This is a genomic window from Lysinibacillus xylanilyticus (genome assembly GCF_001708185.1).
Classification (GTDB): Bacteria; Bacillota; Bacilli; order Bacillales_A; family Planococcaceae; genus Lysinibacillus; species Lysinibacillus xylanilyticus_A.
In genome coordinates this window covers 777437-792306 of sequence record NZ_MDDN01000001.1, presented here as the reverse complement: position 1 = coordinate 792306, position 14870 = coordinate 777437, and the positions used below count along the sequence as shown (strand labels likewise).

Sequence of the window (14870 nt, the reverse complement as noted above, 5' to 3'; positions counted from 1 at the left end):
TGTTAAATTTCCTCCAAGATGAAGTTCGGACTTGCTTGTTCGTAAGTTAAATAGTTACCTTCAAGCAGTTGAATGAACTCGATGTTATAGTTTCGGTCTTTTAGCTTTTCACGTACTTCGCGCTCTGAAGCAGCTTCAAGATATAGACTTTTAGTGTTTTCGCGAACTGGAATTTCATTTGCATCTTCTTGATAATAAACTTTGTAAATCATAGTTTGCTCTCCTTTTATTGCGTACAATTTTATTGCACCTTTGACTAATACCACGCACGTACTACAAGAAAAAACAGCGAATTTCTAGTATACTGAGGAAGAAATAAGGCGTTTGAAGTTCTTGTATCTCAGTGTTTCAAATTTGCACTACGACAAGGCGTAATTGAATAAAACATTGAGACAGTGGTTGCACATAGCCAAATAAATGCATTTCCTTTATATTATCACGCAGTTACTCTAAAATAAAGAAAAGCCCTTCAAATAATGAAGGGCAAATGTTAGGCAATTGATTTTTTTCCGAGTATGCCGCGAAGTTGCTTCAACAATTTACGTTTTAGTTTCTTCAGCATGGCACATCACTCCTTAGGATCATTATAACGAAAAATTATGGATGTGTAAAGTTATTAACCTTTGCAGAATACATACGAAAGGGACTACTATGATGAAGAAAATTTTATTTTTTGACGTTGATGGAACGCTTTATAACAGTGAAAAAATATTGCCAACTTCTGCGAAAGAGGCGCTTTTTGAAGCTCGTCGTAAAGGGTACGAGCTTGCAATTGCAACAGGACGAGCACCTTTTATGATTCAATCCTTATTAGATGAACTAGATATTAATACGTATATTACCTTTAATGGACAATATGTCGTTTATAAAGGTGAGGTTGTCTATACAAATGGTATTAAAAAAGACGAGCTAGCCGAAATTATTGCTTTTGGAGAAGCTCGAAATGAACCGGTAGTATTTTTAGATGACAAGCAAATGATTGCATCAGTAGGAAATGATCATAAGGTGGCAGAAAGCTTAAATACGTTAAAATATCCGTATCCAAAGCTAGACTCATCTTATTATATGCAGAACAATGTCTATCAAACACTTATATTTATGGAAGAAAAAGATGAACTTTTGTATCGTGAAGCATTTCCAAACGTACAATTTGTACGCTGGCATCGCTATTCTTGTGACATTTTACCAAAGGGTGGCTCAAAGGCTGCTGGCATTGAAAAGGTGCTTGAAAGAATGGAACTTACATTGGAAGATGCTATTGCTTTCGGAGATGGCATTAATGATATAGAAATGCTTCAGGCTGTCGGTACCAGTATAGCAATGGGAAATGGACATGAGAGTGTGAAGGCTGTTGCTACTCATATAGCTGATCATGTAGATGAGGACGGTATTGCAAAAATTATGCGACAATTAAATATTATTTAACTTCTTTCAGCGTTTGTTTTAATCATCTGCTGAAATAGAGGGGCTCAGCCTAAGAACGTCTCGTCCTGTGGCGATGGCTGAGTGACTAACATCATATTGTTGTCGCTTCATTTTCGCAAGCGCAAAGCCGAACCTGGACGCAATTAGGTCAAGGCAAAATGATAGAAGAAAATAAAAAAGCAACTAGTTGGAGAAAATAACTACGACTAGTTGCTTTTTTTAATTACATAGTAAATTATTCGATGTCAATAATTTTATTCATTGTCTTTAATTAATTGGAGAGCGAAAAAGATGGATGAAAAATCGCATCGGGTTGCGAAAAGAAAATAGACCCTGCGATGTAAAATGAACCGCATGGGTGTTTTCTTTATGTACTCTTAGTCACGCTCGTATGGTTTAGAGTCTGGAATTTCTGCAAATGGATTTTTTTCATTTATGCGATCGTAAAACATGATGCCGTTTAGGTGGTCTAATTCGTGTTGGAAGGCTATAGCAGGTAAGCCTTTAAGTCTCATTTTTTTCTCTTCACCGTCGACTGTTTTAAATTTAACTGTAACACGAGCATGACGTGGTACATAGCCTGGGACATTGCGATCAACAGAAAGGCAACCCTCACCTCCTGTAAGGTATGTGTTTTCTACAGAGTGGCTTACAATTTTAGGGTTTATTGCTACGAAACTTAATTGTTCGCCATTCTCATCTTTTAAATGAAGGGCAAACATTCGATGTAGACTATTTATTTGATTGGCTGCTAGTCCAATACCGCTACGTAAATCATATTTATCTGCAATTTCAGGATCTTGGCTGTTTATTAAATATTGAAGCATGTTTTCTGCAAGTTGTCTTACTTCATCATTTAGAGGGAATGTAACCTCCTCAGCTTTTGTGCGTAAAGTCGGATGACCTTCGCGAATAATATCATCCATTAAAATCATATGTGAATCTTCCTTTCAACTTTGTAGTGCTTTACTTATCAGTATACATCACGTATTAATACAATCACATGAAAAAAGACCTTATTTGAATATACTTAAAAAATTTTTCTATAGCTATTAGATTGTCTAGAACTGGGGCATTCTACTATTGGTGATCAAGTAGGAAAACCTAATAATTGTGCGCTCTGAATATATTGTTATAATACAGTTGATGTCATTTTGTGATACAGAATAAGACAGGGGTGTTAAGTTGTTATTTCAGAAAAAATCTTTATTTGTACGCGTAATATATGATTGACCGACCGTATTTTATTCAGTATACTGAGTGCAAAGAATAAGTTGTACTAGTTAAAAAGGTGATTTATTTTAATACAGTTGAAAGGGAGATGTGACAAATGAGCAAGAAAAACAACAATATTTTTGATGCTAAACAAACGCTAACTGAAATCGAAGATAAGTTTGAAATGTTTCAAATTTTGAATGAAGAAGGCGAAATTATAAATGACGGGGCAGATCCAAAATTATCTGACGAGGAGCTAGTTGAATTAATGACGCGTATGGTTTATACACGTATTTTAGACCAACGCTCTATTTCACTTAACCGTCAAGGTCGATTAGGCTTCTATGCACCAACAGCTGGCCAGGAAGCTTCACAACTCGCTTCACAATTTGCATTAGAGAAAGAAGATTGGATTTTACCAGGTTACCGTGATGTACCGCAAATCGTATGGCATGGTTTACCTTTAGATAAAGCATTTTTATTCTCACGTGGTCATTTCTTAGGGAATCAGATTCCAGAAGGCGTAAATGTATTACCTCCTCAAATCATTATCGGAGCTCAATATGTGCAAGCAGCAGGCGTAGCACTTGGTATTCAAAAACGTGGTAAAAAAGCAGTAGCTGTAACTTATACAGGTGATGGTGGTTCTTCGCAAGGGGATTTCTATGAAGGCATTAACTTTGCAGGTGCGTTTAAATCACCAGCAATCTTCATTGTACAAAATAACCAATATGCGATTTCAACACCTCGTGAATTACAAACAGCGGCGAAAACAATCGCTCAAAAAGGTGTAGCAGCAGGCTTACCAAGTATTTTAGTAGATGGAATGGATGCACTTGCAGTTTACGTAGCAACACGTGATGCACGTGAGCGCGCAGTGAATGGCGAAGGTCCAACTTTAATTGAAACACTATGCTATCGCTATGGGCCTCATACAATGGCAGGCGATGATCCAACGCGTTACCGTACATCTGATACAGATAGCGAATGGGCACAAAAAGACCCGCTTGTACGCTTCCGCAAATACCTAGAGGCGAAAGGTCTATGGGATGAGAAAAAAGAAGAGGCTGTAATTGAGCGTGCAAAAGAAGAAATTAAAGAGGCGATCAAAAAAGCCGATGCAGCTCCAAAACAAAAAGTTACAGAGTTAATGGAAAATATGTATAAAGGCGAAATGCCATCTAATTTAAAAGAACAGTATGAAATCTACAAAGAGAAGGAGTCGAAATAACCTATGGCACAAATGACGATGATTCAAGCAATTACAGATGCACTTCGCACGGAATTAAAGAATGATGAAAACGTTCTTGTATTCGGGGAAGATGTAGGTGTCAACGGTGGGGTATTCCGCGCAACTGAAGGCCTACAAAAAGAATTTGGTGTTGACCGTGTATTCGATACACCATTAGCAGAGTCAGGTATTGGTGGCTTAGCAGTCGGTCTTTCTCTAGAAGGTTTCCGCCCAGTTCCTGAAATTCAGTTCTTTGGTTTCGTTTTTGAAGTAATGGATTCAATTAGTGGTCAATTAGCACGTATGAGCTATCGTAGCGGTGGCGTTTATAATGCACCAGTGACAATCCGTTCTCCATTTGGTGGTGGCGTGCATACACCAGAAATGCACTCTGATAGCTTAGAGAGCTTAATGACAGCACAACCAGGTTTAACGGTTGTTGTACCTTCAACACCATACGATGCTAAAGGTTTACTGATCTCATCTATTCGAAATGATAATCCAGTTATTTTCTTAGAGCATTTAAAATTATACCGTTCATTCCGTGAAGAGGTACCTGAGGAAGCATACGAAATTCCACTAGGTAAAGCGGATGTAAAACGTGAAGGTAAAGATTTAACAATTATTGCTTATGGTTTAATGGTTCATGAAAGCTTAAAGGCTGCAGAAGAGCTAGAAAAAGAAGGTCACTCTGTTGAAGTTATTGATTTACGTACAATTCAACCGATTGATATTGAAACAATTATTGCATCAGTTGAAAAAACAGGTCGTGCAATCGTTGTACAAGAAGCTCAAAAGCAAGCAGGTATTGCTGCAAATGTAGTGGCTGAAATTACAGAGCGTGCAATTTTAAGCTTAGAAGCACCTGTACTTCGTGTGGCTGCACCAGATACTGTGTACCCATTCCCACAAGCTGAAGGTGTTTGGTTACCGAACTATAAAGATGTAATGGCAACAGCAAAAAAAGTTTTAACATTCTAATGTAGCTTCTTACATGTAGCTCTTAAAACAGTAAATAGAAAGGATGGGTACACATGGCATTTGAATTTAGATTACCGGATATTGGCGAGGGTATTCACGAAGGCGAAATCGTGAAATGGTTCGTTAAAGCTGGAGATACAGTAAAAGAAGACGATATTCTTTGTGAAGTACAAAACGATAAAGCAGTAGTAGAAATACCTTCTCCAGTTGAAGGAACAGTAGAGGAAGTTTTAGTAGGAGAAGGTACTGTAGCCGTTGTTGGTGATGTCTTAATCCGCTTTGATGCACCTGGCTATGAAGACTTAAAGCTAAAAGGCGATGACCATGCTGAAGCGAAAACAGAAGCTCAAGTTCAAGCGACAGCTGAGTCAGGCCAAGCAGTAGCAAAGGCACCTGTCGAGGAAGAAAAAGCTCCAGAAAAAACGGCAGTAAAGACTGAAGATGTAGTTGTAGATACAAAACGTATCATTGCAATGCCTTCAGTACGTAAATTTGCACGAGACAATGATGTCAATATTCGTGAAGTTAAAGGTACAGGTAAAAATGGCCGTATTTTAAAACTAGATATTGAGAACTTCCTAAACGGTGGAGGCGCTGTAGAGGCTGAAGCAGCACCTGTTGCTAACGAAGAAGCTGTTCAACAAGAAACAACTACACAAGCAGCACCAGTTGTTCTTGAGGGAGAATTCCCAGAAACACGTGAGAAAATGTCTGGTATTCGAAAAGCGATTGCAAAAGCAATGGTTCACTCGAAACAAACAGCACCACATGTTACACTAATGGATGAAGTCGATGTAACTGCTCTTGTAGCACATCGCAAAAAATTCAAAGATATCGCTGCTGAGAAGGGTGTCAAATTAACGTACTTACCATACGTAGTTAAAGCGCTTATTTCAACTTTGCGCGAATTCCCAGAATTTAACCGCTCATTAGATGATGCAACACAAGAAATTATTCAGAAGCATTACTACAATGTTGGTATTGCAGCAGATACAGAAAAAGGCTTACTAGTACCTGTTATTAAGCATGCAGATCGTAAATCTGTGTTTGCAGTATCTAATGAAATTAATGAGTTAGCGACTAAAGCACGTGAAGGCAAGCTTGCACCACATGAAATGAAGGGTGCATCGATGTCAATTACGAATATCGGCTCTGCAGGGGGACAATGGTTTACTCCGGTAATTAATCACCCTGAAGTAGCGATTTTAGGTATTGGTCGAATTTCAGAAAAACCTGTAATAAAAAATGGTGAAATTGTAGCCGCACCTGTGTTAGCATTATCATTGAGCTTTGATCATCGTATGATTGATGGAGCCACTGCGCAAAATGCTTTAAATCACTTAAAGCGTTTGTTAAGTGAACCAGAATTATTATTAATGGAGGCGTAACAAAAATGGTAGTAGGAGATTTTCCAATCGAAACAGATACTCTTGTCATTGGTTCAGGTCCTGGAGGATATGTAGCAGCAATTCGTGCAGCTCAAACTGGCCAAAAAGTAACAATCGTTGAAAAAAATGTACTTGGTGGTGTGTGCTTAAACGTAGGTTGTATCCCATCAAAAGCATTAATTTCAGTAGGTCACCGTTTTGAGCATGCTAAACATTCAGATGACATGGGTATCATCGCTTCTGACGTGAAATTAGACTTCTCAAAAGCACAAGCATTTAAAGACAGCGTTGTTAAAAAATTAACTGGCGGTGTTGAAGGCTTACTTAAAGGTAATAAAGTTGAAATTGTACAAGGTGAAGCTTATTTCGTTGATGCTCATTCAGTGCGTATCATCAATGGTGAATCTGCTCAAACTTACACATTTAACAATGTAATTATCGCAACAGGTTCTCGCCCAGTTGAAATTCCAACATTTAAATTCTCTAATCGCGTACTAAATTCTACTGGCGCACTTTCTTTACAAGAAGTACCAGGTAAATTAGTAGTTATCGGTGGAGGTTATATTGGTACAGAGTTAGGTTCAGCTTATGCTAATCTTGGCTCACAAGTAACAATTATCGAAGGTGGAAAAGATATCTTAGCTGGCTTCGAAAAACAAATGACACAAATCGTGAAAAAAGGCCTTAAAAAGAAAGGCGTTGAAATGGAAGTAAACGCATCTGCAAAAGGCGTTGAAGAAACAGAAAACGGCGTAGTAGTAACTTATGAAGTTGGCGGAGAAGAGAAAAAAGTTGAAGCTGACTATGTATTAGTGACTGTAGGTCGTCGTCCAAATACAGATGAAATGGGCCTTGCTGAAATCGGTGTTGAATTCGGTGAACGTGGTCTAATCAATGTTGACAAACAATGTCGTACAAATATTCCAAACATCTATGCAATTGGTGATATTGTAGCAGGTCCTCAGCTTGCTCATAAAGCATCTTATGAAGGTAAAGTTGCTGCTGAAGCAATCGCTGGTGAAAAATCAATCGTTGATTATTTAGCTATTCCAGCTGTATGCTTCACAGATCCAGAAATGGCAACAGTTGGTTATAATGAAGACGAAGCAAAAGCTGAAGGCATTGAATACACTGCAGCGAAATTCCCATTCGCAGCTAATGGTCGTGCACTTGCATTAAACCAAACAGAAGGTTTCGTAAAGCTTGTTGCTCGTAAAGAAGATGGCTTATTAATCGGTGCTCAAATCGTAGGTGCTGGTGCATCTGATATGATCGCTGAAATGGGCTTAGCGATTGAAGGCGGTATGACTGCTGAAGATATCGCATTAACAATCCATGCTCACCCAACTTTAGGTGAAATTACAATGGAAGCCGCTGAAGTATTACTTGGCAACCCAATCCATATTGTAGCAAAAAAATAATAAAGTTTATGAAAACGGCTATAAAGCATTGCTTTGTAGCCGTTTTTTTGTATATTACTTGTAATTTTGATAAAGTAATTATATCGAATGAATATTTCGAAAAATATTATTTGATTAGGAATCTATTAAATGCTGGATAGACTTAGTGAAGGTGTCAGATAGAACTTGTGAAGTGCCAAATAGATCTCTGACTGACTGTTAGATGTCCGAAAATGATAACGATGTTTATGAAAAAAGAGAAGTTGAACAAAAAAACTGAGGTGATATCAATGGAACTAGGCTTAAAGGGGAAAGTGGCAGTTATTACAGGTTCAAGTAAGGGAATAGGTTATTATACAGCGATGCAGCTTGTGAAAGAGGGGGCTAAGGTTGTACTTTGTGCCCGTGGTGAAAAACAGCTACAAGTGGCTGCTGGCTGTATTAAAAACGAAACAGGCGAGGACGTATTAATTGTACCGACTGATATTACAAAGGAAAAAGATTGTAAGTACTTAATTGAACGAGCAGTAGAGCATTTTGGTCGCCTTGATATTCTTATTAATAATGCAGGTACAGCTTCAGCTAATCCTTTTGAAGCGGTTAGTAGTGAGCTATGGCAAGCTGATTTAGATTTAAAAGTGTTTGGTGCTGTCAATTGTTCAAAATATGCTGTACCCCATATACGGAACGTTGGCGGAGGTGCAATTGTTAATGTGACTGCGGTAATGGCTAAAACACCACCAGCAAGCTCGTTGCCCACTACTGTAAGTCGTGCAGCAGGGCTTGCGTTAACGAAAGCTATGAGCAAAGACTTAGGAAAAGACAATATACGTGTGAATTCCGTTTGTATTGGGCTTATTCGAAGTGATCAAATAGAGAAAAAATGGAAAGAACATGAACCAGAGCTTTCGTGGGAGGATTATTCTCGTAAAGTTGGTCAAACAATTCCACTTGGACGTGTAGGAGATACTCAAGAAGCGGCAAATGTCATTACATTTTTAGTATCAGATGCTGCTAGCTATGTGACTGGCACTTCTGTCAATATTGATGGTGGTTCAGGACATGCATTATAAAAGTTAATTAAAATAGTAATATTCTTTGAGAAAAGGCATATTAAGGGCTCATCACCAAAAGTTGTGGATGACATTTGTTAAAACGTATGTCTTTTATCTTAGAAGACTCCCACCTCTGAAGGTAGTGAGATAAATACGGATGTGGTCCCCTGTCAATAGGTTCCATACCCCTTACTGAATGAAGATAAAGCCTCCGGCGGATGTCACAGATTTTCAAAGGAATGAATTTAAGGATGTTAGCCTAAAATCTTCGCATCCTGCGAAAACGACTAACAGACCTGCATCGGTGCTGCTGTCGCTATGCTTTCGCGCAAAAAACATCTGTTGCTGCCGCTACGTTAACACTACGCTTTCGCACAAAAAACATTTGCAGGCCTGGGCACAATTCAAAATCCGGACGCAATTACGCCAAGGCGAAATTGATATGGGTTGATTGGAGTGGAGACTGGGCGACTCCCTGGGGATCAAACGAAGGCTAAAATCATCACTTCCTGTGATAACGCCTTCGTGACCAACATCGTGCTGCTGCCGCTACGTTAGCACTACGCTTTCGCGCAGATAAAACCCTTTTGCTGCTGCCGCTTCGCTTTCGCGCAAAAAACATCGTGCTGCTGCCGCTGCGTTAGCACTACGCTTTCGCACAGATAAAACCCTTTTGCTGCTGCCGCTTCGCTTTCGCGCAAAAAACATCGTGCTGCTGCCGCTGCGTTAGCACTACGCTTTCGCACAGATAAAACCCTTTTGCTGCTGTCGCTTCGCTTTCGCGCAAAAAACATCGTGCTGCTGCCGCTGCATTTGCACTATGCTTTCGCACAGAAAACATTTGTTGCCCCAAGCGGCTCATTGGACGCCCCCAGGAAGCTTTGCTTTGTGCGAAAGCGAAGCGTCAGCGACGAAGCGCCCAGTCGGAACGGAAATCAACTACACGTTATGATGATGAGCCATATTTAGTGTGTTTCTATAGACAACCTATTGATCGTTTGAATAAAAAGAAGATCGCTTAAAGTGTTTTTGAGCTATCTTCTTTTTTTATTTTATCCTAAAATTATAATAGACAGAAAATTCCTGCAGATGTAGAATGAACGTAATAGGGGGTGAAATGTGGCGAAATGTTGAACGGAAATTTTGCTGCGATATTACAGAGAGTTGTTCGTATTATTGTTCAGATTGGAATACTTAATATTTATTATTACATTGGCGAAGGTATTGTGTCTTTATTACATGTACCTCTTCCTGGAAGTATAATTGGATTACTATTATTAGCACTTTCACTCATTTTTAAAATAATTAAAGTAGAATACATTCAAAATGGAGCAGGCTTTTTAATTGGCGTATTAACATTGTTTTTCATCCCTGCAACAGTGGGAGTGATTGACTATCCTGAACTTTTGTCAACGACAGGCCTGTTAATCATTTTAGCTGTTATAGCTAGCACATTAATCTCTATTTATATTACAGGATTACTTACCCAAATGATTGAGAAAAAGGAGCAGACTAAAAAAGAAACAGAGGTTATTGAAGAGGATGGAGAGGGGGAATTAACTATTGATTGAAATGATTGTTGTGATCGGCACAATTGTGTTGTTCTTGTTATTTACAAAACTTTATCAGCGTTTTCCACATCCTTTATTGATTCCACTAGTGACGACAACTATTGTCAGTGTCATCATTTTATTAGTCTTTAATGTTCCATATTCTACTTATATGGAGGGAGGCAAGTGGCTTCAAAAAATGCTAGGCCCAGCAGTTGTTGCACTTGCGTATCCTCTTTATAATCAGCGTGCGATTATTATAAAGTATAAGTATTCTATTTTGTCAGGTATTTTTATCGCCATGATTACGGGCTTAGTGACAATATTTATTATGTTGAAATGGATCGGTGTCAACGATAGCTGGATGCTGACAGCCTTGCCGAAATCATTAACGACACCGGTTGGTATGCAGGTGAGTGAAACAATTGGCGGCATTCCACCATTAACAGCTGTGTTTGTAATGCTGGCAGGATTTGTAGGTGCTATTATCGGACCATTAGTCATTAAATACGGCAATATTGACTCAGCTGTTAGCAGAGGGGTTGCAGTAGGTAGTGCTTCGCATGGCGTTGGACTTGTTAAATTAAGAGAATACGGAGAGCAAGAATTATCAGTAGGCTCGTTATCTATGGGCTTATCAGCAATTATTGGCGCATTTCTATGCCCGTTATTTGTATATTTATTTATGTAAAAAAATGACAAAAATGAATGTATACAAACTAATAATCGTTCTTTTTCGTTGAAAGGAACTAATCGTTGCGAATTTGCAAATAATAGCTTTTAGAGTAATGTTTAATAACCGATTTGCAAGCACAAAGCGGATTCCGGACGCAATTATCATAAAACAATCGGGGATTTTTTGTGGTATTATTGGTGGATTATTTTTCCTGTGTTAGCCATGTTCTATAGTTTATGGTAGTTTTTTTGTTAAGAAAAGCTACCCCATTTAGAGGTAGCTTAGTATTTAAAAGATCGGTTTGCGTTCTTTTATGACGCGAATCGTTTTTAATGTTGTATCTTCTGGTCCTTGAACAGGTAAACCGGCTTCAATATTCATTTGAATATAACGAATATTTTCTTGGGTAATTATTTCCCCGGGAATAAAAATCGGAATACCAGGAGGATATACCATTATGAATTCTGCACAAATGCAATTATCCGCCTCTGCAAGAGGAACAACTTCAGTATCCGCATAAAATGCATCACGTGGTGACATGGCAAGTGCTGGGATATCCGGAACATTAACAACTGCTTCCGTAATAGCAGCTTCTGAATCAAATGTTTTAGACATACGACTAAGGGCATTAATTAGAAGATTAATTTCCTTTTTCGTATCAGCTAATGTTACTAAACATAAAATATTATATAGATCAGATAATTCTACTTCGATATTAGCATTATGACGAAGCCATTCTTCGGCTTGATGACCAGAAATGCCCAAATCCTTAACACTAATCAATAGTTTTAACGGATCCATATCATAAGTTGCAGATGAGTTTAATTTTTCTTTACCAGCACATTTTAAATGCGCAATTTGGTTAATACGTTTACGAGCATCCTTAGCCAAACGAAGTGCATCATCGATTAAATCATAGCCATGAATTGCTAGCTGACGTCGAGCTGTATCAAGCGAAGCAAGTAGTGGATAAGATGTCGATGTTGTTGTTAGCATTGAGAAAACAGCTTGTACACGTTTTGCAGAGACAAGGCCTTCACGAACATTTAGAACTGATGTTTGTGTCATGGAACCACCAAGCTTATGTACGCTTGTAGCTGCCATATCGGCACCTGCCTCCATCGCTGAATAAGGAAGCTCATCATGGAATTTAATGTGTACACCATGGGCCTCATCAACAACTACTGGGATATTACGGCTATGAACTATTTCGACAATACGCTTTAAATCAGCTGTGAAGCCATAATACGTTGGGTTGATGACAAGGACTGCTTTTGTATCCGGATAAGCAATTAAAGCCTTTTCGACAGCTTCAGGCGTTATTCCATGAGAAATACCATACTCGCTATCTACTTCAGGATGAATAAAAATCGGGATTGCACCAGCGAAAACAATCGCTGACATAATTGATTTATGAACATTCCGTGGCACTAGAATCTTATCACCTGGACCGACGACGGTCAGAATCATCGTCATAATGGCGCCACTAGTACCTTGAACGGAAAAGAATGTATGATCAGCACCAAAGGCTTCGGCAGCAAGTGCTTGTGCTTCCTTAATTGCACCTTTTGGTGAATGTAAATCGTCTAGTGGAGCAATATTAATTAAATCAATTGATAAAACGTTGTCGCCGACGAATTCACGGAAAGCAGGATCCATACCTTGCCCTTTCTTATGGCCTGGAATATGGAACTGAATTGGATGTCTGTTCCGATGTTTTAGTAATACGTCGAACAATGGAGTCTCTAATTGTGACAACGCAGGTACCACCTCACTTTATAATATCTAAGAAAACAAATGAATTATAGCACCTAATGACACGAAAGAATAGACTTTACATAAAAAAATAAAAGGATTTTTTGATGATTTCGAGAAGTTAGTATTGTACGAAAGGGGAGGTACTATGAATTGGAATACACGTGTAACGGAACTTTTAAATGTTAAATACCCAATTATTCAAGGGGGATTAGCCTATTTAGCATATGCTGATTTAGCAGCAGCGGTGTCGAATGCTGGAGGGCTGGGACAAATAACAGCAATGAGTTTACGAGATCCTGACTTATTGCGCGCAGAGATTCATAAAGTACGTACATTAACAGATAAACCATTTGGTGTAAACTTTGCAATTGGTATGTATGGCACTGGTTATGAGGATATGGTGCGTGTTGCGGTGGAAGAAAAGGTACCGGTTGTTACGATGACTGGAGGTAATCCTGCACCTATTTTTGATATATTGGCAGGAACGGATATTAAGAAATTAGTACTTGTAGCTGCACGTAGGCAAGCTCAGAAGGCAGAACAACTTGGGGCAGATGCTGTGATGGTAGTTGGCCAAGAGGGTGGTGGCCATCTTGGTCGTGATGATGTAGGAACAATGGTGCTTGTGCCACAAGTTGTTGACAGTGTGAAAATTCCTGTTATTGCTTCTGGAGGGATAGGTGATGGGCGAGGATGGATGGCAGCACATGCACTAGGAGCCGAGGGAATTGAAATGGGTACACGTTTTATTGCAACTAAGGAATGTATCGATGCATCAGAGGCTTATAAAGAGGCATTACTTGCAAGTTCGGAAGCAGATACCACAATTATTAAGCGTTCTATTGGGGCTCCAGCAAGAGCGTTACGCAATGGTTTTACCGAAAAGATTTTAGAAATTGAACAAATGACACCAACGTATGAGGCGTTGAAAAATTATATTAGTGGCACTGCCAATAAACGATTTATTTATAATGGTGAGAAAGATGAAGGGTTTGGTTGGGCTGGACAAGTTACAGGGATGATTCATGATATTCCAACAGTTGAGGAGCTAATCACTCGAATGGTTGCAGAAGCAGAAAGTATCCGGGTAAAATGGATTCAGTAACATAAAGGTGGTTATGTCTAATGGAATATTCTTATCCATTTTCAATCGATTGGTCGACCGAGGAAATTGTCGATGTTGTTCAATTTTTTGAAGGGATTGAACAAGCTTATGATAAAGGCATTAAGCGTGAAGTAATGATGGCGAAATATCGTCGTTTTAAAGAAATTGTTCCTTCACAAGCTGGGGAAAAATCAATTTTTCGTGAATTTGAAGAGGCAAGTGGTTATGTCAGTTACCCTGTTATTAAACAAACGAAAGAAGCAGCTGATGGTACGATTATTAAAGTTGTACCAAAGCAACGCCGTTAAAAAATGTGGATGTGAGTATTTCTCACGTCCACATTTTTTTATCTTATGGTTTAACGTGTTAAAAATAAGTACTGTGCATACACTACATACAATTAACGTTATGGTGATGAAGCACAACACTTCAACTTTCTTCAACTTTATTTTCCAACAATGATGTTATAAATAGGGAGTAAGCTATTGAAAGTTTCTTCTGTAATTTGATAAAGTTCACTAGCTGACAGTTGGATGGCTTGTTCTCTTGGAATATGTCGGCCGACTAAAAACTCACCTTTTTTAACATCACGCAAACGAATAAGCAATTCATCTAGCTTGTCTTCCTTTGCGGCTTGCATGGAGATGGCTGTTGGAGACATATGATCCCCAGAAACAATAAAATCATTAGGAAGCTGTTGAAGCAATGCTTTATTGGCAATTAAACGTTCTGCCATCACATTTTTTTGAGGAGCTTCATAAATAATAGCTAAGACGATGAATAAATGCGTGCTCCAAAGACCAATCTGAAAGTGAGGTAATGATTTATAACCTCTTTTGTAAGGAGCAAAGGCAACCCAGCTGTCGTTTGGGGGATTTACTGTTCTTCGTGCATGCTTCGCAACATGAGGATAAAATTCTTCTCCAAGATGACTTGAAAAGAAGGAAGAAAAATCCTCTCCAAGCAGTTGGAATTTTGGTCGTACAGATGAAATTAACGCATCCATTCTCTGGTCTAATCCATCTATTTGAAAAACATTGAAGTCTTTATTAGTCCATTTAATTTTCGGCAATTTTATTTAACTCC

General features: G+C 38.7%; 15 protein-coding genes. 10 read left to right on the top strand and 5 right to left on the bottom strand.

The window, feature by feature from the left end:
• Positions 1 to 2: 2 nt before the first annotated feature.
• Positions 3 to 212, bottom strand: a complete 210-nt coding sequence (locus BFJ97_RS03900; RefSeq protein ID WP_068983311.1) for a DNA-dependent RNA polymerase subunit epsilon — start codon at positions 210 to 212, stop codon at positions 3 to 5.
• Positions 213 to 654: 442 nt separating this feature from the next.
• Here BFJ97_RS03900 and BFJ97_RS03895 point away from each other — a divergent pair, with 442 nt between their 5' ends.
• Positions 655 to 1425 carry a Cof-type HAD-IIB family hydrolase gene (locus tag BFJ97_RS03895; RefSeq protein ID WP_068983310.1) on the top strand — a complete coding sequence of 257 codons (771 nt, stop codon included), beginning with the start codon at positions 655 to 657 and terminating at the stop codon, positions 1423 to 1425.
• A 377-nt stretch (positions 1426 to 1802) separates the two neighbouring features.
• On the opposite strand, the gene def is transcribed toward BFJ97_RS03895, so the two are convergent.
• Positions 1803 to 2360: a peptide deformylase gene (def, locus tag BFJ97_RS03890; protein ID WP_068983309.1), complete on the bottom strand. Its 558-nt coding sequence runs from the start codon at positions 2358 to 2360 to the stop codon at positions 1803 to 1805.
• 395 nt (positions 2361 to 2755) lie between these two features.
• On the opposite strand from def, the gene pdhA reads away from it, so the two are divergent.
• From pdhA to BFJ97_RS03865, 5 genes are all read left to right on the top strand, one after another.
• Entirely contained in the window at positions 2756 to 3871 is a 1116-nt protein-coding gene (pdhA, locus tag BFJ97_RS03885; protein ID WP_068983308.1) for a pyruvate dehydrogenase (acetyl-transferring) E1 component subunit alpha, read from the top strand.
• Between the two features lie 3 nt (positions 3872 to 3874).
• A complete protein-coding gene (locus tag BFJ97_RS03880; protein WP_068983307.1) occupies positions 3875 to 4852 on the top strand; it encodes an alpha-ketoacid dehydrogenase subunit beta in 978 nt (325 codons plus the stop codon).
• A gap of 53 nt (positions 4853 to 4905) precedes the next feature.
• Complete coding sequence (locus BFJ97_RS03875; RefSeq protein ID WP_068983306.1) at positions 4906 to 6240, top strand: dihydrolipoamide acetyltransferase family protein; 1335 nt, start codon at positions 4906 to 4908, stop codon at positions 6238 to 6240.
• A gap of 5 nt (positions 6241 to 6245) precedes the next feature.
• Entirely contained in the window at positions 6246 to 7661 is a 1416-nt protein-coding gene (gene lpdA / locus BFJ97_RS03870; protein WP_068983305.1) for a dihydrolipoyl dehydrogenase, read from the top strand.
• Between the two features lie 269 nt (positions 7662 to 7930).
• Positions 7931 to 8713 (top strand): SDR family NAD(P)-dependent oxidoreductase, encoded by a 783-nt coding sequence (locus BFJ97_RS03865; RefSeq protein ID WP_068983304.1) that lies wholly within the window; start codon positions 7931 to 7933, stop codon positions 8711 to 8713.
• 628 nt (positions 8714 to 9341) lie between these two features.
• On the opposite strand, the gene BFJ97_RS03860 is transcribed toward BFJ97_RS03865, so the two are convergent.
• Positions 9342 to 9557, bottom strand: coding sequence for a hypothetical protein (locus BFJ97_RS03860; RefSeq protein WP_068983303.1), 216 nt, complete (start codon positions 9555 to 9557; stop codon positions 9342 to 9344).
• A 265-nt stretch (positions 9558 to 9822) separates the two neighbouring features.
• Here BFJ97_RS03860 and BFJ97_RS03855 point away from each other — a divergent pair, with 265 nt between their 5' ends.
• Positions 9823 to 10266: a CidA/LrgA family protein gene (locus BFJ97_RS03855; RefSeq protein ID WP_068983302.1), complete on the top strand. Its 444-nt coding sequence runs from the start codon at positions 9823 to 9825 to the stop codon at positions 10264 to 10266.
• A gap of 1 nt (position 10267) precedes the next feature.
• Positions 10268 to 10936, top strand: coding sequence for an LrgB family protein (locus BFJ97_RS03850; RefSeq protein WP_068983504.1), 669 nt, complete (start codon positions 10268 to 10270; stop codon positions 10934 to 10936).
• 273 nt (positions 10937 to 11209) lie between these two features.
• Here the strand turns inward: BFJ97_RS03850 and BFJ97_RS03845 are convergent, their stop codons facing one another.
• Positions 11210 to 12679, bottom strand: coding sequence for an aminotransferase class I/II-fold pyridoxal phosphate-dependent enzyme (locus BFJ97_RS03845; protein ID WP_068983301.1), 1470 nt, complete (start codon positions 12677 to 12679; stop codon positions 11210 to 11212).
• 145 nt (positions 12680 to 12824) lie between these two features.
• Between BFJ97_RS03845 and BFJ97_RS03840 the strand changes: the two genes are divergently transcribed.
• Together BFJ97_RS03840 and BFJ97_RS03835 are read left to right on the top strand one after the other, a co-directional pair.
• Positions 12825 to 13784: an NAD(P)H-dependent flavin oxidoreductase gene (locus BFJ97_RS03840; RefSeq protein ID WP_068983300.1), complete on the top strand. Its 960-nt coding sequence runs from the start codon at positions 12825 to 12827 to the stop codon at positions 13782 to 13784.
• Positions 13785 to 13804: 20 nt separating this feature from the next.
• On the top strand, positions 13805 to 14092 hold the full coding sequence (locus tag BFJ97_RS03835) for a UPF0223 family protein (RefSeq protein WP_068983299.1): 288 nt from the start codon (positions 13805 to 13807) through the stop codon (positions 14090 to 14092).
• A 137-nt stretch (positions 14093 to 14229) separates the two neighbouring features.
• Here BFJ97_RS03835 and BFJ97_RS03830 read toward each other — a convergent pair whose 3' ends face one another.
• The gene (locus BFJ97_RS03830) at positions 14230 to 14856 is read right to left on the bottom strand and encodes a YktB family protein (protein ID WP_068983298.1); all 627 of its coding nucleotides are present in this window, start codon (positions 14854 to 14856) and stop codon (positions 14230 to 14232) included.
• Positions 14857 to 14870 lie beyond the last annotated feature (14 nt).